The sequence below is a fragment of the Desulforamulus reducens MI-1 genome (genome assembly GCF_000016165.1).
Lineage (GTDB): Bacteria > Bacillota > Desulfotomaculia > Desulfotomaculales > Desulfotomaculaceae > Desulfotomaculum > Desulfotomaculum reducens.
Window position 1 is genome coordinate 1,244,971 of sequence record NC_009253.1, and the last position, 25,359, is coordinate 1,270,329.

The 25,359-nt window shown below is 42.0% G+C and carries 28 protein-coding genes, 1 tRNA gene and 1 riboswitch; of the genes, 24 read left to right on the plus strand and 5 right to left on the minus strand.

Annotated elements, in window-relative coordinates; all coding sequences use genetic code 11:
• The first annotated feature begins 13 nt into the window (after positions 1–13).
• The 5 genes from DRED_RS06305 to DRED_RS19020 all read left to right on the plus strand — a co-directional run bounded on the left by DRED_RS06305 (position 14) and on the right by DRED_RS19020 (position 3,902).
• The gene (locus tag DRED_RS06305) at positions 14–460 is read left to right on the plus strand and encodes a hypothetical protein (RefSeq protein ID WP_011877531.1); all 447 of its coding nucleotides are present in this window, start codon (positions 14–16) and stop codon (positions 458–460) included.
• A gap of 244 nt (positions 461–704) precedes the next feature.
• The gene (locus DRED_RS06310) at positions 705–920 is read left to right on the plus strand and encodes an FmdB family zinc ribbon protein (protein WP_011877532.1); all 216 of its coding nucleotides are present in this window, start codon (positions 705–707) and stop codon (positions 918–920) included.
• Between the two features lie 128 nt (positions 921–1,048).
• The gene (locus DRED_RS06315; RefSeq protein ID WP_011877533.1) at positions 1,049–1,945 is read left to right on the plus strand and encodes an ion channel; all 897 of its coding nucleotides are present in this window, start codon (positions 1,049–1,051) and stop codon (positions 1,943–1,945) included.
• A 65-nt stretch (positions 1,946–2,010) separates the two neighbouring features.
• The gene (gene bshC, locus DRED_RS06320) at positions 2,011–3,633 is read left to right on the plus strand and encodes a bacillithiol biosynthesis cysteine-adding enzyme BshC (protein WP_011877534.1); all 1,623 of its coding nucleotides are present in this window, start codon (positions 2,011–2,013) and stop codon (positions 3,631–3,633) included.
• A gap of 92 nt (positions 3,634–3,725) precedes the next feature.
• Positions 3,726–3,902: a hypothetical protein gene (locus DRED_RS19020; RefSeq protein WP_198006936.1), complete on the plus strand. Its 177-nt coding sequence runs from the start codon at positions 3,726–3,728 to the stop codon at positions 3,900–3,902.
• Positions 3,903–3,928: 26 nt separating this feature from the next.
• On the opposite strand, the gene DRED_RS06325 is transcribed toward DRED_RS19020, so the two are convergent.
• Positions 3,929–4,684 (minus strand): LCP family protein, encoded by a 756-nt coding sequence (locus DRED_RS06325; RefSeq protein WP_011877535.1) that lies wholly within the window; start codon positions 4,682–4,684, stop codon positions 3,929–3,931.
• 73 nt (positions 4,685–4,757) lie between these two features.
• Positions 4,758–5,609, minus strand: coding sequence for a methyl-accepting chemotaxis protein (locus DRED_RS06330; protein ID WP_011877536.1), 852 nt, complete (start codon positions 5,607–5,609; stop codon positions 4,758–4,760).
• Between the two features lie 156 nt (positions 5,610–5,765).
• Between DRED_RS06330 and DRED_RS06335 the strand changes: the two genes are divergently transcribed.
• From DRED_RS06335 to DRED_RS06360, 6 genes are all read left to right on the plus strand, one after another.
• A complete protein-coding gene (locus DRED_RS06335) occupies positions 5,766–6,323 on the plus strand; it encodes a pyruvate kinase alpha/beta domain-containing protein (RefSeq protein ID WP_011877537.1) in 558 nt (185 codons plus the stop codon).
• Positions 6,324–6,783: 460 nt separating this feature from the next.
• On the plus strand, positions 6,784–8,214 hold the full coding sequence (locus tag DRED_RS06340) for a VanW family protein (protein WP_041274500.1): 1,431 nt from the start codon (positions 6,784–6,786) through the stop codon (positions 8,212–8,214).
• A gap of 260 nt (positions 8,215–8,474) precedes the next feature.
• Positions 8,475–9,998, plus strand: coding sequence for a Ppx/GppA phosphatase family protein (locus DRED_RS06345; RefSeq protein WP_011877539.1), 1,524 nt, complete (start codon positions 8,475–8,477; stop codon positions 9,996–9,998).
• Positions 9,999–10,373: 375 nt separating this feature from the next.
• Positions 10,374–11,168, plus strand: coding sequence for an exodeoxyribonuclease III (gene xth / locus DRED_RS06350; protein WP_011877540.1), 795 nt, complete (start codon positions 10,374–10,376; stop codon positions 11,166–11,168).
• Positions 11,169–11,309: 141 nt separating this feature from the next.
• Positions 11,310–11,392: riboswitch (cyclic di-GMP riboswitch) on the plus strand.
• A gap of 90 nt (positions 11,393–11,482) precedes the next feature.
• Positions 11,483–13,348: a methyl-accepting chemotaxis protein gene (locus DRED_RS06355; RefSeq protein ID WP_011877541.1), complete on the plus strand. Its 1,866-nt coding sequence runs from the start codon at positions 11,483–11,485 to the stop codon at positions 13,346–13,348.
• 187 nt (positions 13,349–13,535) lie between these two features.
• Positions 13,536–13,612: transfer RNA gene (locus DRED_RS06360), tRNA-Pro, on the plus strand.
• A 96-nt stretch (positions 13,613–13,708) separates the two neighbouring features.
• Here DRED_RS06360 and DRED_RS06365 read toward each other — a convergent pair.
• From DRED_RS06365 to DRED_RS06370, 3 genes are read right to left on the minus strand one after another with little or no spacing between them, the layout of a single operon-like run.
• The gene (locus DRED_RS06365; protein WP_011877542.1) at positions 13,709–14,839 is read right to left on the minus strand and encodes a tyrosine-type recombinase/integrase; all 1,131 of its coding nucleotides are present in this window, start codon (positions 14,837–14,839) and stop codon (positions 13,709–13,711) included.
• Positions 14,840–15,004, minus strand: coding sequence for a hypothetical protein (locus DRED_RS18650; RefSeq protein ID WP_156779610.1), 165 nt, complete (start codon positions 15,002–15,004; stop codon positions 14,840–14,842).
• Positions 15,005–15,006: 2 nt separating this feature from the next.
• Positions 15,007–15,639 (minus strand): LexA family protein, encoded by a 633-nt coding sequence (locus DRED_RS06370; RefSeq protein ID WP_011877543.1) that lies wholly within the window; start codon positions 15,637–15,639, stop codon positions 15,007–15,009.
• 174 nt (positions 15,640–15,813) lie between these two features.
• On the opposite strand from DRED_RS06370, the gene DRED_RS06375 reads away from it, so the two are divergent.
• The 13 genes from DRED_RS06375 (at position 15,814) to DRED_RS06435 (ending at position 25,302) form a co-directional block, all read left to right on the plus strand.
• Positions 15,814–16,068 carry a helix-turn-helix domain-containing protein gene (locus DRED_RS06375; protein WP_011877544.1) on the plus strand — a complete coding sequence of 85 codons (255 nt, stop codon included), beginning with the start codon at positions 15,814–15,816 and terminating at the stop codon, positions 16,066–16,068.
• A gap of 34 nt (positions 16,069–16,102) precedes the next feature.
• Positions 16,103–16,351 carry an aspartyl-phosphate phosphatase Spo0E family protein gene (locus DRED_RS19025; RefSeq protein ID WP_041274501.1) on the plus strand — a complete coding sequence of 83 codons (249 nt, stop codon included), beginning with the start codon at positions 16,103–16,105 and terminating at the stop codon, positions 16,349–16,351.
• Positions 16,352–16,478: 127 nt separating this feature from the next.
• Positions 16,479–16,829: a hypothetical protein gene (locus tag DRED_RS06385; protein ID WP_011877545.1), complete on the plus strand. Its 351-nt coding sequence runs from the start codon at positions 16,479–16,481 to the stop codon at positions 16,827–16,829.
• Positions 16,830–16,854: 25 nt separating this feature from the next.
• The gene (locus DRED_RS06390; protein WP_011877546.1) at positions 16,855–17,571 is read left to right on the plus strand and encodes a hypothetical protein; all 717 of its coding nucleotides are present in this window, start codon (positions 16,855–16,857) and stop codon (positions 17,569–17,571) included.
• Between the two features lie 85 nt (positions 17,572–17,656).
• Complete coding sequence (locus tag DRED_RS17855; protein WP_011877547.1) at positions 17,657–18,172, plus strand: hypothetical protein; 516 nt, start codon at positions 17,657–17,659, stop codon at positions 18,170–18,172.
• Complete coding sequence (locus DRED_RS06405) at positions 18,172–19,365, plus strand: DUF2800 domain-containing protein (RefSeq protein WP_011877548.1); 1,194 nt, start codon at positions 18,172–18,174, stop codon at positions 19,363–19,365. Before DRED_RS17855 ends, DRED_RS06405 begins: the two co-directional genes overlap by 1 nt.
• A 111-nt stretch (positions 19,366–19,476) precedes the next feature.
• Complete coding sequence (locus DRED_RS06410; protein WP_011877549.1) at positions 19,477–20,034, plus strand: DUF2815 family protein; 558 nt, start codon at positions 19,477–19,479, stop codon at positions 20,032–20,034.
• 63 nt (positions 20,035–20,097) lie between these two features.
• Positions 20,098–20,358, plus strand: a complete 261-nt coding sequence (locus DRED_RS06415; RefSeq protein WP_011877550.1) for a hypothetical protein — start codon at positions 20,098–20,100, stop codon at positions 20,356–20,358.
• A gap of 11 nt (positions 20,359–20,369) precedes the next feature.
• A complete protein-coding gene (locus DRED_RS18660) occupies positions 20,370–20,507 on the plus strand; it encodes a hypothetical protein (protein WP_156779612.1) in 138 nt (45 codons plus the stop codon).
• The gene (locus DRED_RS06420) at positions 20,504–22,456 is read left to right on the plus strand and encodes a DNA polymerase (protein ID WP_011877551.1); all 1,953 of its coding nucleotides are present in this window, start codon (positions 20,504–20,506) and stop codon (positions 22,454–22,456) included. Before DRED_RS18660 ends, DRED_RS06420 begins: the two co-directional genes overlap by 4 nt.
• Before the next feature lie 41 nt (positions 22,457–22,497).
• Positions 22,498–23,868: a helicase-related protein gene (locus DRED_RS06425; RefSeq protein ID WP_011877552.1), complete on the plus strand. Its 1,371-nt coding sequence runs from the start codon at positions 22,498–22,500 to the stop codon at positions 23,866–23,868.
• Positions 23,849–24,850, plus strand: a complete 1,002-nt coding sequence (locus DRED_RS06430; protein WP_420794771.1) for a DNA-methyltransferase — start codon at positions 23,849–23,851, stop codon at positions 24,848–24,850. The genes DRED_RS06425 and DRED_RS06430 overlap by 20 nt, the downstream gene beginning before the upstream one ends.
• Positions 24,847–25,302 (plus strand): nucleoside 2-deoxyribosyltransferase, encoded by a 456-nt coding sequence (locus tag DRED_RS06435; protein WP_041274502.1) that lies wholly within the window; start codon positions 24,847–24,849, stop codon positions 25,300–25,302. Before DRED_RS06430 ends, DRED_RS06435 begins: the two co-directional genes overlap by 4 nt.
• Positions 25,303–25,359 lie beyond the last annotated feature (57 nt).

Consider the following 25,359-nt stretch of genomic DNA (forward strand, 5'->3'; position numbering starts at 1 on the left):
AGGAGATCCGTGTATGTTTAGGTTTCCCCTCTTACATGATCCACGTGCAGTGTTATTTGGTATTACCCTGTTTAGCCAAAATAGTCCGGGATTAGAAAAACAGTTAGAAGTTTTTGCCAATATGTTAGAAGCAACTCGCAATTCGCTATCTGTTATTCGAGGCGAAATGCATAATTTTGAGGCTTCTCTTTTTTCAAGTTTACCAGCCTCCAAAACAGAGTTTTCTACCAAACCCGTAGGAGAACAGCCGGTTCCCATAACCTATACCAACCCGAACCAACCTTCTTTTGAACCAACCATTACACTGGAGCCAACTGTTCCTTCTGCCCCTACCGTGGATGCAATTGAGGAAATAAATAACCAGTTAGAAAAACAATTGGATAGGTTGGCCCATAGTAACCCGGATAGTATAAATGAATTCTTGAATGACCTTGAGCGGTTGATAAGAAAATATCGTTAATAATTTAATCCACGGCATATGCCGTGGATTTTTGGGCATATCGGAAAGTATAAAACTTTCCGATATGCATAAGGGCAAACTAAGGCTTCGCCGACGTCTAAAGACTTGGCGAAGCCTTAGTTTTTCTAAAAATTTGGGAATATTAATCATTGGTAAAGACTCTGGAACCCTATTTTAAGAAGGAATTTTACAAGGATTGTCGAATAACATATTTTCGTTATACACTTGTTGGAGGTGAAAGATCATGCCAATTTTCGAATTTTCCTGTAAAGCTTGCGGCAAAGTATTTGAAAAATTGCAACTGGTCGGAAGGGAGGACAAAGTCATGTGTCCTGACTGCGCCAGTGAGAATGTAGAGAAAAAGATTTCAGCACCCTTCTTACCCAGCTCCGTTGGAAGACCGGCGGATAGTGGTTCTTGCAGCACTTCCAAAGATAGTGGGTGTCAGACAGGTGGTTGAGGCATATAAAGGTTACAGTCTGTAACCTAAGTGAAACAGGGGATATTAAGGCCCCTGTTTTTTCATTCTTAATTCTAACTTGTCCCGGGCCAAGAATATAGTTATAGAAAGAAAGGCAGGGAAAAGTTATGACTCTTCAAGAACTCTTTAGCAGTTTTGCTGTGGTATTTGTTCTATTGGGGACAGTGTTGCTTTTCATGCATTCCTTTGCACCTGTAACTCGCTCCCAAGAAAGACAGATAACCATTACCCTTGATGTATTTCATTTATTTCGACATATCTCTGTACTCTTAAAATACTCTCTTCTCTCAATAGCCCAAATGCCTCCATTATTATTACTATTTTTAATCCTGTACGGTTTGGTCCTATCCTTTTATTATTGGTATCAAAGAATGAGTTTGGGTTTGACTGGACTTTTAGGATTAAGTATATTGACAACGATTATTTCCCTGGGTATTATCGCCCTTATCCTGTCACCGATCCTATTTATGACTCGCAAATACCTCTTTGATGATATGATAGAGTCTCGTATTTTTCGAATTGCTATCTATTCGGTAATGGTTCCCTTTCTTTATATATTTATAATTCATGATCTCACCCCAGGGCCCCTGGTGGAAGGGATTATGTTTACAGGCATTGTTATTAGTTATTACCAAATCTTTAGAGGAATCATCTACTGTCTGCAAACCCCCAGGACATTTTTTTCTTACTTAGATAGCAGGTTCATTCCTATCTTGATGATTGTCTCATGGTTGTTTGTTATTATTTTTAATCTCTATACCATGATTTTATTGGTATCAAACACAAACCCCTATTCATTTATTGATAGTACAGGTCCAGTTACAGAACATATACGCCTTTTGTATTTCACTATCATTACCTTTACCAGTGTTGGCTATGGGGATATTACCCCCAGGGGGAATTTTCCCGTTTTTATTACCATGATAATTTCAATAACAGGCTTTTTATATTCAGCGCTTTTTATCGGTGGTTTGCTGGCTGCTTTTACTTCACGAAGCAAGTAGAAGGAAGGAGACCATACTAAAAAGGAGAAAGATACAAGTATTTTATTTTATCGGGAGGAAACAATGTGCGTATTGAGTATGTAGACTCTTTTTATTCCCAGCCGTTCCCTGGCACCTATATGCGGGACTTTGGCCAAGTAAAGCATTTTTTTGAGTATAATCCCCACCAACTGCAAGAGTATAAAACACGTTGTGAGCATGAGCTGGCTTTGCCGAAGGAGCATCTGGTGGCTCTGGCAGAAAACTTGAAGGATTTTAATCAAGGTCTTGGCTGTGGAGAAAAAACTTTACATAATATTGAACTACTGGACCAGGGAAAGGCACTGACTGTAGTAACTGGGCAACAACCAGGAATACTTACAGGTCCCTTATATACAATTTATAAGGCCATGGGTACCATTGGGTTGGCTGAAAAACTATCAAAGGAACTTAATCGTAAGGTTATCCCGGTATTTTGGATTGGTGCCGACGATCACGACCATGAAGAAATTAACCATATCTTTATACCTACTGCAAAGGGTCCTAAAAGAATTACCTTAGCAGGAAAACCGGCCGGTAGAATATCAGTGGGGAATATTCCCATACCGGATATTGCTCTGCTTTTAGAAGAACTGGAAGATTTGTTGCCACCCATTGGTTGGAAAAACCAGGGCATAGAGTTAATTAAACGAACAGCCCATGAAGCTGCCAACCTAGCTGAATGGTTTGGAAAACTGATGACCTTCCTGTTTAAGGATTATGGACTTGTATTCATAAACCCGGTATTGCCACAAGTACGGGCAATTACAGCTTCTTTGTTTTATAAAGTGGTTACCACAGCACCGGCAGTTAATCAATTGCTTCAAGCCAGTTGTCAACAAATGCTTGGCTGCGGTTACACCCCTCAAGTACAAGGTGAGAAGGACAAATTGCATCTATTCTGGTATAACGAACATGGGTATCGAGAAGCTTTATATTATAAAAAAGGTTTGATCTCCAACAAAGATGGTACAAGGACTTGGACAAAAGGGCAGTTAGGTGAGTTGTGCTTAACGAACCCGGCAAAGTTTAGTCCTGACGTGGTTATGCGCCCGGTTGTTCAAGAAAAACTTTTACCAGTATTGGCCTATGTGGCAGGTCCCGGGGAAATTAGCTATTATGCCCTGCTCAAAAGAATTTTTCATTATTTTGCAATGAAAATGCCGGTCATCTATCCACGTCCCAATATTACAGTGATAGAACCCCTCATAAAAAGATTAATAACCAAATACCAAGTGCCTCTAAGTTGTCTTACATACGGCTTAGAAGAATTCATTGAAAACTACCTTCAGCAAGAAGATCAGCTTGGTATTGAGACTGTTTTCAATGAATTACGTGGAACATTAAAGGAAAAACAAGGAGAAGTTGTGAAAAAGCTATCTATCCTTGACCCTGATATCGAGGGTATGGGTAAAGAGAATTTAAAACGATTAATAAGAGTTGTTAACTCCTTTGAAGAAAAAGTCAAGCAACGTCATAGAAAGAACAATCAAGTTGCTATTCAGCAATTACAAAAAATCCAACACATGACACAACCTATGGGGCAATGGCAAGAAAGGGTATACAACATATTTCCCTATGTTATGAAATATGGTCCAGGGATTATTAAGGAAATGTATCACCTCATTGAAATATCTGATTGGAGACAAAAAATTATATTTTTTGATTAGAAATAGTTCACTTTTGAATGATTTAACCGAAGTAAAGTTGTTTTTATTAATTAATGTTATAATTAAAGAAATATCTAGCAAGGAGCCAGGGAATGTTAGCAGTTAGTTTCTTTTTTGTGTTAATGGGAGGAATCCTCATTTTTGTTGGTATCGTAGGGCTTTTTTTGCAATTTTTAACCAAGGAAAATACGGGGAGAAAAAAGTGGGTAATCTTATGGGCTGGGGGAACTTTAAGTTTATTACTTGGCTTATTAATGGCAATGTCCTAAAACAGATAAGTGCTTAACCCGGTGGGTCAAGCACTTATTTCATTGATAATGTTCTTCCAGGTGGCAGGTTCTACATAGCGGTATCGACAGCCGTCTAAATAATAATCCTGCCCATACAACGCTTTTTTGGTAAGAATGGCTGGCCCTTGGTGACTAATTACCCTGTAAAGCCTTAACATCATATTGGGGTGAATGTCACTATGTACCTCCGCGGTAAAAATCCATAATAGACGGGGAACTACTTTAATTTTGTTAGGCGAAATAATATTGGCGGCCATGGCCCGAAGAACATCCTGATCATCCTTACGGCGTTCGGTTCGCGTATCCTCAAAGGCACAAAGCAGAGTCGTTTTTCGGCCATTAACGTTAAATGTTCCGACCAGTTCACTGGCCTGTTCAATAACAGGCTGATCAAAGGAGATATAGCCATTAATTTTAATTCCCAGAACACCTTCTAATCGTTTCCTCAATCCATTCCTTCCTGTTTCCTCCCATACCAGACCAATGGTGGATGGTTCATTATTGCTCCCTGATAAGGAAGCAAAAACAGGGAGACTAAGAATGTTAATTTTACCTGTGTTAGAGTCAAAGGTCATCAGGGTTAGGGCCTTAAGAGTCTGGTGATCTGTCCAAAGGCACATGATATGAGTTTTATTCTGTTTTTCAGTTGCAGCTTCTGACAAGCTGGTCGGAGTAGGAATAATAGTAAAGACAATCACCCAAAGCGCCACTAATATTAGTATGGATAATTGTTTTAATGAAAAAACAGCAAGACTTTTCATAGTAGTTATTATGTAAAAAAATAAAAGTTAATATTCTGCTCTAAAAAAAGAATCAGCCTAGGGGTTGTCTAAATTAACTAGCAAAGTTTGATAGCTTATGGGCAAATACCTTCATTTCATCTGCTATTTGTCCTAACTGCTTGGTAGCCTCATCAACTTTGTCAGTGGTAGATTGTTGCATTTGAGCAATAGTTGCGGTTTCATCTATGCCAAGGATGATTGTTTTCATAGAATCTTCTATGTTTCCTAAAATATTACTGATTTTTTTGGCAGAAACAACACTATCCTCAGCTAACTTTCGAACTTCATTGGCTACCACACCAAAGCCCCGGCCATGGTTGCCTGCTCTGGCGGCCTCAATGGCTGCATTAAGGCCAAGCAATTTTGTTTGATCAGCAACCTTTTTAATAAATTCAATCACTTCATCGGTATCATTAATGTGTTTTTCTGCCTGGAAGACGGCAGAATTTAATTTCTCACAATGGGTTTCTAATGCTCCAGTCACTGACTTGATGGCCGAGGGTACACTGTGTACAGTACTGTTTAATTCTTCTGCCATCGAGGCTAGCTGCTGTGCTTGACCTTTCAGTTCTTGTGCCGACTCCTCCTGTCCCCGGGCAACGGTGTACATAAGCTTAGAAATTACAGGATCGGCCAAGTGGGTAGTAGCTTGTTTATGTTCTAAAATGGCTTGATTTACGGAGGCATTACCAGTAACATCTAAAACAACATCCAAATTGGCTGACTGAAGGAGTTGTTTAAAATCTAAAAACGTAGGGATACCTAATTCTTTGGCTACTGTAAAGGCAGGGGCATTTTCGTTGATGTCCGCTATACCGATTACAGTGATATCAGTGAGAGAGGACATTAAGCGAAGCATTGCTGAGCCACCTTGGCCACCTCCTACAATACCCACTTTAATCAATCTAAACCCCCCTTTTTTAACGATACTAAAATTATTCTCTTTTTATACAAATTTTCCTACAATACAATTAAAAAAGTTTGTATATTTAAGATATAAAATTTTACAGATATATTAGGAATTTGATAAAGTAGTAAAAAGAAAAAAGGGAGTGATTTTTTGGTCTATTGGGCAAGGGCAGGCAAGGAAAATACTCAAGCAACCATTGAGGCAGCATTAAACTATGCAAAGGATAAAGGAATCCATTATGTAGTTGTGGCATCCAGCACTGGTAACACGGCGGAAAAATTTATCGGCTGTGACAGAAGGGTTATATGTGTTACTTACCAGGCTGGATTTAAGGAACCTGGACAACTTAGCATAAAGCCTGAGGTTAAAAAAAGATTACAACAGTCGGGGATTGATGTTTTGTCAACCACTCACCTGATGGCTGGTTTGGATAGAGCCCTTCGTTACAAATTTCAAGGCATATATCCAACAGAGATTATGGCTTATACCCTAAGAATGTTTGGGCAGGGGGTTAAGGTCTGTGTAGAGGTAGCCGGGATGGCCCTTGATGCAGGTTTAATACCTTACGGTGAAGAGGTTGTGGTGGTTGCAGGCAGTGGTAAAGGAGCAGATACTGCATTGGCAATGGTACCAGCCCATTCACAATTCTTCTTTGATACAAAGATTAAAGAAATTATCTGTAAGCCACGTGAGTTTGAACATCACTAAAAACAGGGAGAACCCCTGTTTTTAGGTTGTTGTACTACCTTTGTATTTGTGATTTCATTATCTCCGCTTGCGCTAGATAATGAAATCCCTTTGCCTCCTTTTTCAAGGGAAAAAACATGTTTTATTTATGTTTATTTTTTTCAGGAGTCTGTAAAAAGTTATTGCGAAGAACTTTCCCGCTGGTAGCTCTGTAATTAATTCCGGCAAAGCCTTTTTCCATGGGTTTTTCTTTGTTCATTTTATTTCCCTCCTTTTGCTTATTGTTTGTTTTTGTAGACAGAATTAGTCTTAGCTAAATTAACAAGATTTTGTTAATTTAGCTTTTTAGTAGATTTAAGCTAGAATTAAAAAAATTTTTTTCTTATAGTTAAAATACAGGAAAAACAGTAACTTTTTGTACTTTTTTGCGTCAGTTCTACTGAAATATTATTTAACTAGTCATTAAAGGAAGGTTTTAAGAATGTCCAAGCAAGCCAGGGGTTATAAAATGGCAGGAAGAATTGTTCTGTTAGGTATAGTTGCTTTTTTTATAGGAGTAGCCGTAGCATTTTTTGAAATGGAAAGTGCAGAGGCCAGAAAAATACCTGCAGGTACGTATGTCCAGGGAGTTGAACTGTCTAACCTTGAAAAAAAGCAGGCAGAGCAAAGACTAGTGCAGATAGCAGAAAGTATCATGAACAGGCAAGCCACCCTGACTTATCAAGACAAATCTTGGACTTTTTCCTTACAACAACTTGGTGTGGTTGTTAATGTGGAAGACACTTTGTATAAGGCACTGCAGGGGAAAGAACATTCCTTCATAAAGGAAATTACTACCTATTTTTATCCAGAAAAAAAAGAAATTACTCTTACTATGGCAGTGAACAAAGAGAAACTAAAAACGGTACTGGCACCTATTTTTCAAACTATTGAGAGACCTGCCACCGATGCTGTGCTAACAGTACTGGATAATGAAGAGATATTGGTAAAGCCAGATCAAAAGGGTATCAAGGTTGATGTAAAAAAATTATGTGAAGATCTATTAAAAGCCAGTGTAAATCAGGAAAACCCGAGGGTGCAATTTAAAATTATAGAAACTTTTGCCGCTAAAACCCTAGCAGATATTCAAGGGTTGAATATCAATGGAAAGATTTCTAGCTTCACCACAAATTTTAACGGTAAGAATGTTAATCGCACTATCAATATAAGGACTGCAGCTAGGAAGATAGATGGTTTAATACTGGCTCCCGGAGAGGAGTTTTCTTTCAACAGGAGAGTGGGAGAACGGACAAGCAATGCTGGTTATCGACCCGCAGCGGTGATTGTAGGAAACAAATTCGATGATGCTCTGGGAGGTGGTATTTGTCAGGTATCAACTACACTTTATAACGCTATTTTACTAGCAAATCTAACTCCCAGTGAAAGACATAATCACTCTTTGGCCATTAGTTATGTTCCCCTGGGGCGGGATGCGGCGGTTGCCTGGGATTTCCTTGATTTTAAATTCAAAAATACTTTGCCGGGACATCTTTATCTGCGAACCATTGTTGGTAGAGATTATATTACTGTTCAGGTTTATGGGGATGTCAATCAAAAAAGAGACATTCTTATTCGCAGTTGGGTAACGGAAATCATAGAACCAGATGTAAAAAAGGAAACTGACCCTAAACTTCAGCCAGGTCAGGAAATTTTAATACAAGCCGGTTCTCCTGGTTTTAAGGCCCAGTCAGAACGGGTTATACGGGAAAAGGGTGTGGTTATTAAAAGAGAAGCGTTACCCACCAGTTATTATCATGCCCGTGCAAAACAAGTGAAAGTTGGCCCTGAGCAAACAAACAAGCCAATGGGAGAAAACTCTGTGGAACAACAGGAACCGGAAATAGAAAAGAACCTTGCGCAAACTGAATCTTAAAAGATCACTGGCAGCGATCTTTTTTTAAGCATATCGAAAAGCTTATACTTTCTGACATGCCATAAGGGCAACGAAGTCTTACGCTGTCGCCTAAAGGCTCTCCAGACCTATAGGATATGGCGTAAGCTAAGTTTTCTTTCTCAGATGTACAAAAACGTACTTGGTAACAATCCATATATTTTGTTACAATAAAAGATAAAACTTTGGTTTCATTTTGCTTAACAATATTAAACAATTTACACAAAAATTGGGAGGAAAACATGTCCAGGAATATCGGGATTATTGATCTTGGTTCTAACTCAATACGTCTTATTCTTATGAAAATCGGTAATAACGATTCCTATAAACTTTTGGATGAAATAAAAGAGACTGCAAGAATAGGGGAAAATATGGGCCCTGAAAGGGTTATCAAGAAACCTGCCAGGGATAGAGCCATTCAAACCATTCGATTGTTTCAAAAATTTTGTCGGGCCAACCAGGTTGATAGCATTTATGGTGTAGCAACTGCTGCCATACGGAATGCAGTAAATGGTAATGAGGCTTTAGAAACTATTATGAGGGAAACGGGAGTATCCTTCAGAATTCTTTCGGATTCTGAAGAAACTCGCTACGTATACTTGGGTGTTGTTAATAGTCTTGAGTTTAATGACGTTCTGATTGTAGATATTGGGGGTGGCAGCACCGAGTTAATCCTCTGCCGTGATCGTAAAATCATCCATTGGACCAGTCTTCCCATCGGTACCGTAAACCTTACGGAAACCTATTTATCCACACCAATACCTGATCCTGAACAAATTATTAAGTTAGAAAGACTTTTAAAAGAACAGTTTGCAACGGTTCCTTGGTTAGAATCCACCCGAGGCATAGAGATTATTGGTGTAGGAGGGACTTTCCGTAACTTGGGACGGATTGATCGCAAACGTACACGATATAGTTTAAACCTATTGCACAACTATAGGATACATTCCGAACGGGTTAAGGAGATTTATAAGCAACTTCAAAGCATATCTGTTGAGGAACGTAAGGGGATTCCGGGCTTATCAAAAGAAAGGGCCGACATTATTGTTGGTGGCTTAGCCATTATTTCTAAACTAATTGAGCATATTGGAGGACCCGGTGTTCGTATTAGTGGATTAGGTCTACGTGAAGGGGTCTTTTATGATTATTTGTTTAAGGATTGGCCGGAGCCAATTGTTAATAATGTAACTGAGCATAGTGTACAAAACTTTATGGACTTATACCAGGTTAGAAGGTACCATGCAGAACATGTTGCCAAACTATCCCTTTCATTGTTTGATCAATTGAAGCCATTGCATGGTTATGGGTTGTGGGAGAGAAAAATACTTCGCATAGCTGCGCTGCTTCACGACGTCGGGAATACAGTAAGCTACTACAATCACCATAAACATACCATGTATGTGCTATTAAACTCGAGACTTAATGGATTGTCCCACCGAGAACTGGTTTTGGTATCCCTAATTGCTGCCAGCCACGGCAAGGTAGATCTGAAATTTAAACTTCAACAGCACTCTGATGTATTATTTCCGCAGGATGGAATCCTCGTTCGCAGATTAGGGGTGCTGGTTCGCATGGCAGAAAATTTGGATAGAACAGAAGCGGGAGTCATTGAAGATGTCATTTGCACCATTAAAGAAAAAGAGGTGCAAATTGATTGTGTAACTGCGGAAAATGCAGACTTAGAGATTCGAGAACTTTATAAGAAAGTAACGAACTTTAATAAGGTTTTTGGAAGAAAATTTAAATTTCCCAAAGAAGAGATTTAATTTTAGAAAAGATATAGAAAGGAAGTCCTCCGAATAGGATAGTGGTATAACAGAGGTAAATACCATAAGTAACTGCCCATGAGTTAAATTGCAGTATATGAACGGTAGTAATGGACTATGGGCATATTTAAATTTGCTGCTGCAGAACGCTGGGTTAATCTCGAAAAACAGAGAGGAGTGGGTGCCACTACATGTGGCTGGTTCTTGGATTATTCTTGAGCCTGATATTGTGTCTAAAGATAGTACTAACAGAAGTTAAGAAAAATTAACTGGTTTTTATATTGCGGTTTATACCGCATTTTTTATTGGCGTATCAGATATCTTATAACGTTATCAAAGAATAAAGATTAGTTTTAAGTAAAAGGAAGGATTTATATGAAGTTTACAGTGGCAAGTTTTAATGTTAACTCAATCCGTAGCCGTAAGGAATTACTTTTGGAATGGCTTTTAACAAATTGTCCGGATGTTATTTGCTTGCAAGAAACGAAGGTAAGGGATATAGATTTTCCGGAGGATTTTTTTAAGGAGAAAGGTTTTCATGCCATATATAAAGGCCAAAAATCCTATAATGGTGTGGCAATCTTAAGCCCACATCCAATAACCCCTTTAAACAGTGATCTGGGGGATGTTGCAGAACCAGGGGAAGCAAGGCTTCTTGCAGCCTCGGTTAAAGGAATTCCGATCATTAACACCTATATTCCCCAGGGACAAGCAGTAAACAGCCCCAAATTTTCTTATAAACTATCTTGGATTAAGTCCATGAGAGACTACTTTAACACAAATTATTTATCAACTTTACCACTTCTTTGGATGGGTGATTTTAATGTAGCACCGGAGCCTAAAGATGTTCATGACCCAAAAAGGTTGTATGGTAAAGTGGGTTTTCATCCAGAGGAACATCTGGCCTTACAATATGTAAAGGAATGGGGATTTCAGGATGTGTTTCGTATGCATGAACCGGAGGCAGGTCATTTTACCTTTTGGGACTACAGAATACCTAAAGGGGTCGAACGGAATTTAGGCTGGCGTATTGATCATATTTGGGCCACAGAGTCCCTAGCAAAGCGATCCACCAGAGCTTGGATTGATATGGAACCAAGACGCCGGGAAAAACCTTCCGACCATACCTTGATTCTAGCAGAATTTGAACTGTCAGGGGAAAGCATCTAAGTTTGACTTTTGTATTAACCCCAATGATAATCCTTCTTGTTAAAATAATTTATACTAAAGGAAGGAAAAAAATACATTTTGTCGAATCGAAATAACAAATAGGTATAAATTACCAAAATATTTGTATCTGTCAATAAAACTTAACAAACAGGGCAAACCTGGTGAAAGTCAGGGACGCAAAGCCATGGGTCTAAAGCGAATGCCAGGACGGCTAGGCTACTAAAATACACCAAATTATTTTATGGTGTATTTTTTTTATTATTAATTTTTGCCAGACAAAATGAAGGATTAAAATTAAGGGGAGGATATCTTGCATGTCTATGGTTCCGAGTTCCAGAATTAAACCATCGGGAAGTCTTAAATTTCAAGTGAGTGTGTTTATTGCTATTTTGCTGATTGTTTGTGTAATGGCAGTTTCATGGTTGTCCATTAGTAAAATGGAGAAGGCCATCAACCAAAAGGTGAAAGAAGGAGAGATGGTTGCAAGCCTTATTATCCGTGAGGAAATTCAACATTTTCTAGATTCCAAGGGGGAAATAGTTAAGAACTTAAGTTTAGCCCAGGAATTTCAAAGTCAAGATAAAAAACAAATTCTAAAACTGTTATTAAGTGCACAAAACCAGAGTGAGTTTCAAAATATTTATTTTGTTACAGGTTCAGGTGAAATTACCATTGCCCCTGTAAAACAACTACCCAAAGATTTTGATCCAAGGCAAAGGGTTTGGTACCAGGAAGCTGTAAAGAAAGGAACCATGGTTTGTACCGACCCTTATATTGATCAAGCAACAGGCAAGCCATGTATGACTGTAGCCTTAGCCGTTAAAGATTCAGAGGGACGCTTTGTAGGGGTTCTGGGCGCAGATATAAAGCTGGAAACAATAAGTTCTCTGGCGGTGAAATACAAGTTTGGTGAAGAAGGTTATTTCTATGTTTGTGACAAACAAGGTAAAGTCATCGGCCACCCAGATGCCAAAGCCATCAATGGGGATATTATGAATAGAGCGTATGTGAAAGCTGCATTAGCCGGGAAAAGCGGATTTGATACCTATGCAGATAATGGTGTTAAAAAACTTGTATATTATTCAGAAATTCCAAAGACCGGGTGGGGATTGTTTGTCCAGCAGCCGGAACAGGAAGCCTATGCAGAGCTTTATCGTGCTAGAAATATGATTATTATCATAACTCTTCTTATTCTGGCCAGTGCACTGGTGATTTCCCTATACTTCACGGGAAAAATGGTTAATGTTATTAAGATGGTAGGAGAGGGAGCTAGGGCCATTGCCCAGGGAAATTTAACTTACAGTCTGACTATTGCCAGAAAGGATGAGTTGGGTATACTGTCAGATTCCATCAATGAAATGACGAACCATTTAAAAACAATTATAGGTGGAGTAAAAGATTCTACCAATAGGGTGACCGGAGCATGCAACAGTATGGCCGTAAGCATGGAACAAATCCATGAAGCCAGCGACAAAAATGCCAGTGATATCAGCAATGTTGCGGCTACCACAGAACAAATTACCGCCAGTGCGGAAAATATCAACGAAATGGTTGGCTCAGTGTCCCTTAGTGCTCAGCACGGTCAGGAAGAAATTGGTGAAGTCATTGGAGCAATGGAAGGTATAAAGTCATCAACCAATGAGATTTCCCGGGCTATTTCCGAAGTTGAGAATCAGTCTAAGAAAATCCAACATATTACAACTATCATTACACAAATCGCAGAGCAAACCAATTTATTAGCTTTGAACGCAGCCATTGAAGCTGCTAGGGCCGGTGAACATGGGAAAGGATTTACAGTGGTGGCGGATGAGGTTCGAAAACTGGCTGAACAAACCAGTGCTGCCACCAGGGAAATCCATGGGGTAATTGAGAATGTTTATGCCAGTGTTCGGGATTCCGTAGACAAAATGCTGACAGGAAATGAAATGGTAGAAATGGGCAGTCAAAGGGTTCAAGAAGCAGGAGAGGTATTTAAAACCATTACAATTAACATTGAGGAACTTGTGGAAAAGATGGCACAGATAACCCGGGCCACCATTACTATGTCTGCCAGTATCCAGAATGTGGCGGCGGCTTCACAGGAGCAGGCTGCTATTATTGAAGAGGAGAATAAAATGGTAGAAGATTTACGACAGTCAGCCATTGTACTAGATAATATGGTCCAAAAATTTGTAGTGTAAAAATACAAGCTAATAGGCAGATATGAACCTCCCAAAAGTAAATAGTATTGTTAAAATCTACTTAGGGAGGTTCCCCGATAACATTAAATTAAAAATTGATTAAGTTTTTATGTTGACTTTTGTTTTTGCTTTCGCTATAATAACATTTGTCGACAGGGCAAGTTGCTCTGGTGAAAAATATGATAATCGGGGCGTAGCTCAGTTTGGGAGAGCGCTACCTTGGGGTGGTAGAGGTCGCAGGTTCAACTCCTGTCGCTCCGACCAGTTGGTACACGGGGGCTGAGAGCGGTTCCCGTTGGGCAGCAAAAAAGGGCCAATGCCCAACAAATGCCTAACAAAATTTTTAAAAGGAAACCCGCCTTACTCGGAAGTTTGGCGGGTTTCTTCTTTTTTGTTTTGGTTGTCATACATCTGCCTGATGTTGTTGTCTATCTCATGCTGCCTGTCCAGGCCCAGGTGCTGGTATATCGTCTTTAGAACTCGTATGTCGTGTCCTAGCCTTTGGGCGGCATATTGGTCCGGTATTCCCCTGGCGTATAGCCAGCTGGCGTGGTAGTGCCGCAGGTCGTGAAATCTTATTTCTGGCAGCTTTTTATTTCGCACGAATGCTGCCCAATAGCTCGAGTAACTGTCCGGGCGCATGTTAAATATCTGGTGATCTGAGTTATTGCTTATCTCTACGATGTTGGTCGGCTCCTGGTCCTTCTTTTTTCTTTTCCGCTTTTTAGGCTTTCGCATATCCTCAAGCAGCCCCATTAAGTATTCCGGCACAATTACTTCGCGGAGTCCGTTTTCGCTTTTGGGCCGTTTATCCTCGTATAAATTATCCTCATTTATACTCTTTGCTTCATCAACTCTGAGAGTGCCATTATTCCAATCGATATCATTCCAGCGCAAAGCAAAAATTTCACCTCGGCGCAATCCGCACCAAGCTGCTAAAAGCACTATGGGTTCGTCCCTGGTACCCCTAACTGCATTGTGGATGGTTTCCATCTCTTTATCGTTGGGGACCCTGGGCGTATACTTTTCCTCTTTCGGCAGCTTGATGTCCTTGGCCGGGCTTTTTTGCTTCATTACATCTGCAAGGGAAGTTTTAAGCACTGATGTCATGCGGCGCACACTGGCCTGAGAAACTGTTTTACTTTTCTCGGCCATGAATCTCTTAATGTGGATCTCATTTAACTGTTTTAGCTTCAAATTTCCGAAATAAGGGGTATAATGGTTCTTAATATAACTTTTGTATGTGGCCCTGGTGGACGGCGAGAGCGTTTTAGTTTCCATCCACTTCTCAATCCAGGCTACGACCCTGGTATTGTCGAGGTGGACGAAGCGCCCTTCTTCTATCTCTTGTTCGATCTCCCGGGCCTTACTCTTTGCTTCTTTTAGCGAGTCACAGGTAACGTATTTGAACAGCTGCTTTCCGTTTGAATCCCGGCCTACATAAATGGTAGCCTGCCATGTTCCATTTGGTCGCTTTTTAAAGCTAGCCAATTACTTCAACTCCTTTTTAGCCATCTCTATGGCCCTGGCTGCTCTCTTGACCTCCTTCAAATATTGTCCAGTAACGTATCTACGAATCTGTTTACCATTCTCATCTCTGCCCATGTAAATAGTTGCTTGCCACTTACCGTTTGGCCTTCTTGCAATACTAGCCACTCTTATCTCACCTCCGATTTAAAAAATATCGCTTTCCCTATTATTGAGATTTGCTTCATGTCCTTTTTTGAGAATACCTTATCCGGGTAATTGGGATTTTCAGCCCTGAGAATAACGCTCCCGTTTAACGCATAAATCCGCTTTAAGGTTGCTTCCTCGTTATCGATTATTACTGCAGCAATTTCCCCGTTTTCTACCTGCGGCTGTTTCCTTATGTAGACGATATCGCCGTCCAAAATGCGAGCGCCTATCATGCTATCTCCCTTAACCCTTAAGCAGAAATCAATACTCACGTTATCAGGAATGTATTCATAGCCGTCTATGTTTTCCTGGGCAAGGATTGGGATGCCGGCTGCAATGGCTCCTATAATGGGTATTTTCTTGGAGGGCATAGTTTTTTCAACGTATTTACTGGCGCCTTCCGTTCCGGTTAACCATGCCGGGTTAACGCCGTACTTTTCTGCTATCTTTTCAATCGTCGGTATTTTTGGCGCAATGTCACCAGTGGTGTATCTGGATATCGTTGCATTGCTTAAGTGCAAATGTTCACCCAGGCTGTAAGTCGTGTCGTTGTTATCCACCATAAGCTCTAGCAGCCGCTTACTAAATAAGCCTTTATCAAAGTACCTTCCCATGCAATAACCCCCTTATTTCATTTTGTTATTATATATTGGAATGTTAATAAATGCAATAATACCGTTTAGAAATTCTTAAATTTTATTGCAAAACGTATTGACAAGTTTCGCCATAGGATTTAAAATGTGTCAAACGGTGTTGCAAAACGCATTAAAAGAAACGGGGGTGAAACTATGGCGAAGAAAAAAAGGAAGTATCCAGAATTAACCGCTTTGAAGGGTAAAATTAGGGAAATGGGGACTACCTATAGAAAAATTGCTGAAGAAATGGGCATCGGGGTTAATACTCTATCAGATAAGATAAATGGTTTTTACGCTATCAGTGGTCCTGAAATGGAACAGATTGCTACCATCCTTGATATTAATCCAAAAGACGTAGCCTATTTTTTTATGCCCTCGTATTGCAAAACGCAACAGAGAAGCGCTTAATTAATCAGTTAGTTGTCGAAGGAGTGATTTATTCATGACGCTTTCCGACAAATTGCATCAAGAACAGAAAAAGCTCTGCAGCATGGACATAAACGACCCAGGTATCCTGGCGCAGAGCCAGGTCGTGGATGAGCTTATCGTTGAGTATCAAAGGGAGGTGATGCTTTGCGGCAATGGACAGGCCGTCGTTGGCGATGGAATCCAAGGAAGTGCATCCCGCTGGTGCTCCTGGGCTGGCTGGCTGGTGGGGTGGTATGCGGTGTTATCTGGCTCTATTTACTAAGCTGGTTTATATCTTAGGGAAAAAGAAAAGCGGCTTTTAAAGCCGCAGAGAAAATTACTCAACTCAATTTTATATCAAGGAGGTAACTTTGTGAATAAAAAATTAATAGAGGGAGGTGAGATAAAAAATGCCTGAGAAAATTAACGTTCTTGAATTAGCCCACGGTGCTATCGCTGAGCAGATTTCAAATGAATTGGGTAAAGTGCTAGAAAATCTAATGGACCCCAATACTGATGTTAAAACCAAACGTAAGCTAGTAGTCACACTGGAGTTTAAGCCTGATGAAAACAGGGACGTAGTGGATTGCACGGCGCAAGCTAAGGCTACACTGGCTCCCGTTAAGCCCATTACAACCAGGCTTCTTATGGACACTGACCATATGGGCCGTCCTGTTGCAGCAGAGCTTAACCGGGAGAAAGGCAGCGCCCTGGCGGAGGAAATCGAAACCGAGCTTAAGCTCGTAAAAAGCGCAGGTTAAATAATTAGTTGAGGAGTGAAATGGTTTGTTAACTGAAGAAGGTCTTAAATTCTTAATGCAACTCAAAGACATAGAAATTGTCGACCACGACGGGCTGCAGTATTCATCAAGAGCGCTTCACTTAATCCCTGAAGCATCGCCGGTAGCTTTCGCCACAAAATCTTTAGCCGGCATCGTAGAGCTGATTAATAAGGAGCATGAGCACAAGCGCCTTAACGACCTTATTATCCACATCGTTGATCCCATTCGCGTTGATGTTTACTCAATGCTGCGTGAGGACCTTGGAAGGTTCCACCTGTATTCTGCTATTGCGGAATTGCCGGGCCAGAACTTTGGTAACTACATGAACCTGGAAACGGCCATTATTCGCCTAAAATCAACTTTTGTCCAGACTGATGCCAGGGACAAGCTCATCCAGGTGCTCGGGAACATAAAAGAGGATGCTGTTAAGACCAGCAGCGACGATGGAATTTCTCAAACGGTCACGGCCAAGACCGGCATCGCTACCGTTGGTAACGTCAAAATCGAACCTATCATTAAGCTGGCACCGTATCGTACTTTCATTGAGGTTGAACAACCGGAGGGAGAATTCCTCCTGCGGCTAAGGAACGGCCCGGAAGCGGCTTTATTCGAAGCAGACGGCGGAGCTTGGAAAATGCAGGCCCGCAAGAATATTAAGGAATACTTTATGGACAAGCTTGATGATCTCGTTATGCTCGGTAAGGTCATTATTACCGAGTAGAAAAAACCGCCCCGGTTATTCACTTAGCCGGGGCCACAAAAACAAAAACTCAATTTTAGTATAAAGAAAACGGAGGAACCTGTAAATGGAAATTAACATTAACCTTAACATCAACGCTCCTGAGATATGCTCAACTATTCGCGAGGTTGCACCTTTGCTACTGGCAGCACGTACCACTAACGTCGTAAACGCGGCCACCAGCGCTGCTGAAAATAGCAAATCGAATTTTAGCTTCAAGCTTCCTGCCGATCAAAAAGAAAACACCACTCCCGATAAGGCTGAAGTTAAAGCTGCACCTGAGAAGGAAAAACCGGCAAAAGCCAACGATAAGGCCAAGCAGCAAAAAGAACAAAAGCAGGAACCCGAGCCTGCGCCGGAGCCGGAGCCAGAGAAAACCACCGAAGAACCTGCATCGGAGAATGTTAACGATACTCAGCCCGAGTACACAATGGAACAGGTTAGGGCCAAGTTAATGGCGCTAGCTCAGGACGGCAAGCAGGCCCAGGTTAAAAAGATTATTACCGATTGCGGGGCTAAGAAGCTTACCGATATCCCTGCGGACAAATACGCTGAAGTGATGGCCGCTGCGGAGGCTCTATAATGACCGCCCATGCTTTTTTATCGGCTTCTGGTTCTAAGCGCTGGATGGAGTGTCCACCCAGCGCTATGCTGGAAAAACAATTCAAGGATGTACAGAGCGCCTATGCTGCAGAAGGTTCATTCGCTCACTCTTTAGCAGAGCTGCACCTTAACCTTTACCTTGAGAATATCTCCAAGCACAAATTTAACAGCGAGTGGAATAAGCTGCAGCAGAATGAATTCTTCTCTCAAGAAATGATCGACTATGTGGATGTTTACGTCGGGTTTGCGATTGAACGCATCAATGCTGCCCGGGCCAGAACCAAAGACGCGGTTATCCAAATAGAGCAGCGGCTTGATTATAGCCCCTGGGTACCAAATGGCTTCGGCACCGGTGACTTAATAACCATAGCCGATGAGATTATGGAAATAGCCGATTTGAAATACGGAAAAGGCGTTCCTGTTAGCGCTCTTGACAATCCGCAAATGAAATTGTATGCCCTGGGCGCGATTAATCAATTTAACCTACTTTATGACTTTCAAATTGTGCGCATGACAATCGTGCAGCCCCGGCTGGATAGCATATCAATCGCAGAGTTATCGGTTAAGGAGCTTTTAGATTGGGCTGAAAATACGGTTAAACCGCTAGCCGCTATGGCTATCAAGGGTGAAGGTGAATTCAAAGCCGGCAACCACTGTCAGTTTTGTAAAGCTAGATTTACCTGCCGGGCCAGGGCCGACAAGAACCTAGAGCTTGCAAAATTGGACTTCCAGGACCCGCCGCTATTAACCATTGATGAGATTGCCGAGGTGCTGGCAAAGGCGGAAGAGCTGCAAAAGTGGGCCAAAGATGTAAGCGATTACGCTCTTGACCAGGCTGTGAACCACGATGTTAAATTTCCGGGTTGGAAACTGGTTGAGGGCAGGAGTAAACGAGTTTACAGCGACGAGAAGGAAGTTGCAAATGTTCTTTTGGCTGCTAATTATGCAGAGGACATTATCTACAAACCTAAAGAGCTTGTTGGCATCACTGCAATGGAGAAAGCTCTGGGCAAGAAGAAGTTTGGCATACTGCTTGACGGGTTAATCATTAAACCAGCTGGTAAGCCGGTCCTGGTTCCTGAGAGTGATAAAAGGCCGGAGATATGCTCAACCGATTCGGCCAAAGCTGATTTTGCTGAACAAATCAGAAGCAATCGTTCAGCGCAAAATTGAAAGGCTTGGGGCTAAAGAGAGCGTTATAAAAAGCGAACCCAATAAACCAGCTAAATCAGATGATGATATCATTTTGCCTTTCTAAAAATAAATAAACGGGGGATTACAAATATGGCTGAAAACCAAAAAACCAAAGTAGTAACCGGCAAAGTCCGGCTAAGTTACGCAAATGTATGGGAACCCAGGGCCGCTGAAGAAGGCCAGGACCCTAAGTATTCACTCTGTATTTTAATTCCCAAGTCTGATACCGCTACCCTTCGTAAAGTTAAAGCTGCTATTGATGCAGCTAAAGAAGCAGGTAAAAGCTTATGGGGTGGTAAGATCCCACCAAACCTTAAGTTGCCCTTGCGCGATGGCGATATTGACCGTCCGGATCAGCCAGAGTATGCCGGCCACTTTTTCTTGAACGCTAATTCCAAACAGAAGCCCGGCATTGTTGATAAAAACGTTAACCCAATTCTGGATCAATCCGAAGTTTACAGCGGCTGCTATGGTCGGGTGAGTGTTAACTTCTTCCCGTTCAATCAAAAAGGTAATAAGGGTGTTGGCTGCGGTTTGATGAACATTCAGAAGGTCGCTGATGGTGAGCCGTTAAGCGGCAGGACCAGGCCTGAGGACGATTTCGAGGCTATAGATGATGGCGATGTAGAAGAGGATTTCCTCAGTTAACTGACATTTAAGTACAGGCAGGTAACTTTTAAATTACCTGCCTGTATTATACGGAGGGTTATTGTGGATAGGAAAATAGTACAAATATCCTTTGCCGGTAACTATGAAGTACTCTATGACTTCTTTACAGACCTCGATTTACAAATAGGTGATCCGGTAGTGTGCCATACCGTTAGGGGCTATAACGTTGGTAAGGTGGTCGGCTTTGTGGACGGCTCAACCAAAGCTACAAACTGGATAGTTCAGAAGGTCGATGTTGAGGGTCATATGCAGCGCCTGGCAAAGATACGGCAGGCTAAGGAGCTTGAGGAACTGTTAGGTTAGGAGGTTGATTCGTGATCTATAGAATACATCGGGCGATTGACAGAGTAGCGGCAATACTGGACCTTTGCGCAGCGGTTATATTCATAGCTTTGTTGCTAAAGGTTTATAGTTGGATGAGCATCATGTTTGGTAAGGGGTTAATCAAATGACTATTCTTGGCATTGACATAGAAACATACAGCAGAGTTGACTTAACAAAAAGCGGAGTTTACGCATATGCGGAAGCTGAAGACTTTGAAATATTACTTTTCGGATATGCTTTTGACGATGAGCCGGTGCAATTGATTGACTTAGCCAGTGGTGAGCAACTACCGGATAATGTGCTAAACGCTTTAACTGATCCTGAAATAATAAAAACCGCTTTTAATGCTAACTTTGAACGGACCTGTATTGCAAAGCATTTTAACCGTCCTATGCCACCGGAGCAATGGCGCTGCACTCATGTACACGCCCTGACCCTGGGCCTTCCCGGTCACCTGGGCGACGTTGCCAAGGTGCTAGGCTTGAAGCAGCAAAAAGACACGGCAGGTAAGGCGCTAATCCGCTATTTCAGTATGCCTTGCAAACCAACCAAAGTTAACGGCCAGAGGACAAGGAACCTGCCCGAGCACGACCCGGATAGATGGGCAAAATTCAAATCATATTGCAAGCAAGACGTTGCCGTTGAACGGGACATCAGAAAAACCTTAGAACGTTTTCCGGTAATAGAAGCTGAACATAAATTGTGGTGTCTGGACCAGCGTATTAATGATGGCGGGGTATTAGTTGACAGTCAGTTAGTTACAAATGCCATAGCTTGCGATACGCAATACCAGGATAAATTGATGGCAAAGGCCGCAAAGCTTACCGGGCTAGACAATCCTAAGTCGGTAAGCCAATTAAAACAATGGCTGCTGAAAACAGATGGCTTGGAGGTAGAGAGTTTAAACAAAGAATCCGTTCCGGAGCTATTAAAGCAAACTGAAAGTAGCACCGTCAAGCAAATGCTGGAGCTGCGACAAGAGATGGCTAAGACCAGCGTTAAAAAATACTTAGCGATGGAACGCGCAAAAGGTAAAGATGGCCGAGTCCGAGGGCTGCTGCAGTTCTACGGGGCCAACCGGACGGGCCGGTGGGCCGGGAGATTGGTCCAGGTGCAAAACCTTCCACGCAATTCGATTAAAGACCTGGACCAGGCCCGGCAGCTGTTAAAAGCCGGAGATTATGAAATGCTGGAGCTGCTGTTTGAATCCGTACCTACTGTCCTATCTCAGTTAATCAGAACGGCTTTTGTTCCGAAAGAGGGCCACCGGTTTATCGTGGCTGACTTCTCCGCTATTGAGGCCCGGGTCATTGCCTGGCTTGCAGATGAGAAATGGCGCATGGACGTATTCCGTACCCACGGCAAAATTTACGAAGCATCAGCTTCAGCCATGTTCCACGTCCCAATTGAAGAAATTACAAAAGGCAACCCGCTAAGACAAAAAGGGAAAGTATCAGAGCTGGCCCTCGGTTACCAAGGAGGCCCTGGCGCATTGATAGCAATGGGAGCTTTAAAAGAAGGGCTAACAGAGGAGGAGCTTCCAGGGCTGGTTAAACTTTGGCGGCAATCTAGTCCAAATATAGTTAAGTTTTGGTATGACACGGAGGCAGCTGCAATTAAAGCTGTTAAGGAAAAAACCACTGTAGAGCTACACCACGGAATACATTTCATTTATGAGTCCGGCATCTTATTCATTCGCTTACCTTCCGGTAGGCGCTTGGCTTATATCAAGCCGAGGATACAAAACAATCCTCGGCTTGATAAGCCGGCATTAACCTATGAGGGCCAGGAGCAAGGTACAAAACAATGGGGCCGGCTCTACACTTACGGCGGGAAACTGGTTGAGAATATAGTCCAGGCTGTTGCCCGGGATTGTCTGGCGGAAGCTCTGCTTAGGTTAGACGTTGCCGGCTACAAAACCGTTATGCACGTTCACGATGAGTCTGTTATGGAGATGCCACATGGTGTAGGTAGCCTGGAGGATGCCTGCAGAATAATGGAACAACCGATACCCTGGGCACCCGGACTTCCGATGCGGGCCGATGGCTTTGAAAGCAACTATTACAAAAAAGATTAACGTAGGAAAATTTTACTTTTAAAAATGGAGTCGTTATTACCATGAATTATGAAAAATTCATTAAACAAAAACAGCAAATAGTCGCTCCTTCTGGCTTTTCAGTTAGCCGTGATGATATTAACCCGGGCCTGTTTGAGTTTCAAAAAGACATAGTTAAGTGGGCATTAAAGCGCGGCCGGGCTGCCATCTTTGCCGGGACTGGCCTCGGTAAGTCAAGGATGCAGGTTGAATGGGGACAGAAAATACATGAGTTAACTGGTGGGGATGTTTTGCTCCTGGCTCCGCTGGCAGTAGCCGCTCAGACGGTAAGGGAAGGCGCAGCACTCGGTTATGAGGTTCACCTATGCCGGAGCCAGGACGACGTAAAGCCAGGGCTCAACATCACTAACTATGAAATGCTGCATCACTTTGAGCCCATATTATTCTCCGGAATTGTACTTGATGAAAGCAGCATATTAAAATCCTTTACTGGCAAAATTAGAAATGAAATTATTGAATCTTTTGCATTTACACCTTACCGGCTGGCCTGTACAGCTACACCAGCGCCTAACGACTACATGGAATTAGGCAATCATGCCGAGTTCCTGGGAGTTATGAGCCGGACAGAAATGCTCTCCATGTATTTTGTCCATGATGGCGGTAGGACATCGCAGTGGAGGCTAAAGGGCCATGCTGAAAGTGACTTCTGGGCATGGGTAGCATCCTGGGGAGTAGTGCTGGAGAAACCTTCTGACCTGGGATATGAGGATGGAGCCTTTAAGCTTCCACCGCTGAACATACATGAAATTATAGTACCTGCTGAAGGTCCGCCGGCCAACACATTAACGGAACGAAGACAGGCTAGAAAGAACAGCCTTAACGACCGAGTGGCTTATTGTGCTGAACTGATTAATCAAACAGATGATACCTGGCTTATCTGGTGTGATCTGAACGACGAAAGCGATGCTTTAACAAAAGCCATAGAAGGAGCTGTTGAGGTCCGGGGCAGCCATAAGCCAGCTTATAAGGAAAAGGCTATGCTGGACTTTGCGGCGGGGGACATTAAGCGCCTAGTCAGTAAAAGCTCTATCTGTGGCTTTGGGATGAACTTTCAGGTGTGTAACAGGATGGCTTTTGTCGGACTATCTGACAGCTTTGAACAGATATTTCAAGCAATACGACGATGCTGGAGATTCGGTCAGACAAAGCCGGTAGACGTTTACATTATAACAGCTGAGACTGAAGGAGCAGTATTAGAGAACATCAAGCGGAAAGAGCAAGACTTTAAAAATATGGTTGATGAAATGGTCAGATATACGCAAGGAATTTTATCTGAATCAATCAGATCCAGTGAGCGTGAAATGACCAAATATAACGCAGAAAAGCACCTAATCATTCCCGAATGGCTAAGGAGTGAACCCATTGCAAGTTAATACCGTAGACCAAGTTATAACTGAAGAATACGCACTATATTTAGGTGATTGTGTGGAAGTAACCAAGGGGTTGCCCGATAACAGTATTCATTATTCCATATTCAGCCCGCCGTTTAGCTCACTTTATACCTATTCTAATAATGAACGGGACATGGGTAACTCCCGAAACGATGAAGAATTTATGGAGCATTTCCGGTATCTAATCTCAGAGCTTTACCGGGTAACTATACCAGGCCGTTTGGTATCATTTCACTGCATGGATATCCCGGCTATGAAATCAAGGGACGGTTTTATCGGGATTAAGGATTTTTCAGGTAGCCTGCTCAGAATGTTTATAAATAATAATTTCATTTATCATTCAAAAACAGTTATCTGGAAAGATCCACTTGTAGAAGCTACAAGGACTAAAGCTCTGGGGCTATTACACAAACAAATCGTTAAAGATTCAGCTATGTGCAGACAAGGTTTACCTGACTACTTAATCACTGTTAGGAAACCAGGAGATAACCCAGAACCGGTATCACATCCAGACGGATTTAGTAGATTTTATGGCGAGAATGAGCCCGAAGCCCCAAAAACGAAACCCACGCTCAAAGATAGCCAAAAACACAAAACAATATCGCTGGCTAAAACCGATCCGGTCTATTCACACCATGTATGGAGGCGATATGCTTCACCGGTTTGGATGGATATTAGGCAAACTAATACTCTGCAGTACAGGTCCGCCAGAGAAGAAAAAGATGAAAAACACATCTGCCCTTTACAGCTTGACGTTATAGCCCGGGGAGTTGAGCTTTGGTCCAATCCAGGTGATGTAGTGTTCAGCCCATTCATGGGAATAGGCAGCGAAGGTTATCAGGCAGTTTTAATGGGCAGGCGGTTTGTAGGGATCGAATTAAAAGAGAGCTATTTCAAAATTGCGGCCAACAACCTGAAAATGGCAGTTGATGAACTGAATGAAATTGATGAGTTACTTTCATGAAAGGAGATAAACCAATGGCAACGGTTTATTTGGCTGGAAAAATGACCGGTCTGTCTTTAGAAGAAATGTCCGGATGGCGAAAGAGGGCAGCAGGTTTATTGCATGACCACGGCTTTAACACTCTTAACCCCTTTGAGGTTTTTAAGATTGAAATAGCTCATAAATTACAAACTTCCACCAGGGAGATCGTAGATTCAAACAAATATCAGATTCGCCACAGTGATGTTGTCCTGGTTGAACTTGACCACGCTGATATTTCAATCGGCACTATTGGCGAGATTGTTTACGCAAAAGAGCAAGGAAAGCCTGTTATATGCTGGGGAAAGGCAGAAAAAGTAATAAATCATCCATGGGTATGGGAACATATCACAGCAGCTTATAACAACCTAGAAGAGGCGCTGGTGTGCATTATTGATAAATATAACAAATCCGGTGATAAAAATGGCCTTTAGAAGACTAACCCCGAATGAAAAAGTAAGTATAAAGAAGGCCAAAAAAAGCGGCCAATG

Bases quoted from the DNA above. Each gene is read 5' to 3' on its own strand.
- DRED_RS06305 (WP_011877531.1), top strand. From the start codon at position 14: ATGTTTAGGTTTCCCCTCTTACATGATCCACGTGCAGTGTTATTTGGT.
- DRED_RS06315 (WP_011877533.1), top strand. From the start codon at position 1,049: ATGACTCTTCAAGAACTCTTTAGCAGTTTTGCTGTGGTATTTGTTCTA.
- DRED_RS06420 (WP_011877551.1), top strand. From the start codon at position 20,504: ATGACTATTCTTGGCATTGACATAGAAACATACAGCAGAGTTGACTTA.
- DRED_RS06325 (WP_011877535.1), bottom strand. From the start codon at position 4,684: ATGAAAAGTCTTGCTGTTTTTTCATTAAAACAATTATCCATACTAATA.
- DRED_RS19020 (WP_198006936.1), top strand. From the start codon at position 3,726: ATGTTAGCAGTTAGTTTCTTTTTTGTGTTAATGGGAGGAATCCTCATT.
- DRED_RS17855 (WP_011877547.1), top strand. From the start codon at position 17,657: ATGGAAATTAACATTAACCTTAACATCAACGCTCCTGAGATATGCTCA.
- DRED_RS06370 (WP_011877543.1), bottom strand. From the start codon at position 15,639: ATGGGAAGGTACTTTGATAAAGGCTTATTTAGTAAGCGGCTGCTAGAG.
- DRED_RS06410 (WP_011877549.1), top strand. From the start codon at position 19,477: ATGGCTGAAAACCAAAAAACCAAAGTAGTAACCGGCAAAGTCCGGCTA.
- DRED_RS06355 (WP_011877541.1), top strand. From the start codon at position 11,483: ATGTCTATGGTTCCGAGTTCCAGAATTAAACCATCGGGAAGTCTTAAA.
- DRED_RS06340 (WP_041274500.1), top strand. From the start codon at position 6,784: ATGTCCAAGCAAGCCAGGGGTTATAAAATGGCAGGAAGAATTGTTCTG.
- DRED_RS06385 (WP_011877545.1), top strand. From the start codon at position 16,479: ATGCCTGAGAAAATTAACGTTCTTGAATTAGCCCACGGTGCTATCGCT.
- DRED_RS06345 (WP_011877539.1), top strand. From the start codon at position 8,475: ATGTCCAGGAATATCGGGATTATTGATCTTGGTTCTAACTCAATACGT.
- DRED_RS06435 (WP_041274502.1), top strand. From the start codon at position 24,847: ATGAAAGGAGATAAACCAATGGCAACGGTTTATTTGGCTGGAAAAATG.
- xth (WP_011877540.1), top strand. From the start codon at position 10,374: ATGAAGTTTACAGTGGCAAGTTTTAATGTTAACTCAATCCGTAGCCGT.
- DRED_RS19025 (WP_041274501.1), top strand. From the start codon at position 16,103: ATGACGCTTTCCGACAAATTGCATCAAGAACAGAAAAAGCTCTGCAGC.
- DRED_RS06405 (WP_011877548.1), top strand. From the start codon at position 18,172: ATGACCGCCCATGCTTTTTTATCGGCTTCTGGTTCTAAGCGCTGGATG.
- DRED_RS06425 (WP_011877552.1), top strand. From the start codon at position 22,498: ATGAATTATGAAAAATTCATTAAACAAAAACAGCAAATAGTCGCTCCT.
- DRED_RS06310 (WP_011877532.1), top strand. From the start codon at position 705: ATGCCAATTTTCGAATTTTCCTGTAAAGCTTGCGGCAAAGTATTTGAA.
- DRED_RS06375 (WP_011877544.1), top strand. From the start codon at position 15,814: ATGGCGAAGAAAAAAAGGAAGTATCCAGAATTAACCGCTTTGAAGGGT.